1 protein-coding gene is annotated in these 254 nt (G+C 61.8%); it reads left to right on the top strand.

The window, feature by feature from the left end; all coding sequences use genetic code 11:
• Positions 1-253 (top strand): glycoside hydrolase family 66 protein (locus ACCC94_RS30375; protein ID WP_413353255.1); only part of this gene is annotated, 253 nt, incomplete at its 5' end.
• Position 254 lies beyond the last annotated feature (1 nt).

Genomic DNA, 254 nt, shown 5'->3' with positions numbered 1-254 from the left:
CCTCAAGGACGTGTCCACCATCAACTGGCAGGTCACGAGCGCGGACGACGACGGACGCACCTGCAACCGTCTCACCGACCTCACAGTCTCATGGCAGGTCGACAGCGGACGTCCCATCAGCCACGTGTGGATGGCGAGTCCGGACGAATGGGACGCGTGCGCGATACTCAGCCTGCCGTTCACAACGAGCGGCGGGTACGTGACTTTCACGGTCCCAGAATTGCACAGATGGGACCTCATATGGATGCGGTGAC

It is taken from the genome of Pseudomonas sp. Pseusp97, from assembly GCF_047304025.1.
GTDB lineage: Bacteria > Pseudomonadota > Gammaproteobacteria > Pseudomonadales > Pseudomonadaceae > Pseudomonas.
The sequence above is the reverse complement of the archived record's forward strand: the minus strand, read 5'-3'. Positions and strand labels throughout refer to the sequence as shown.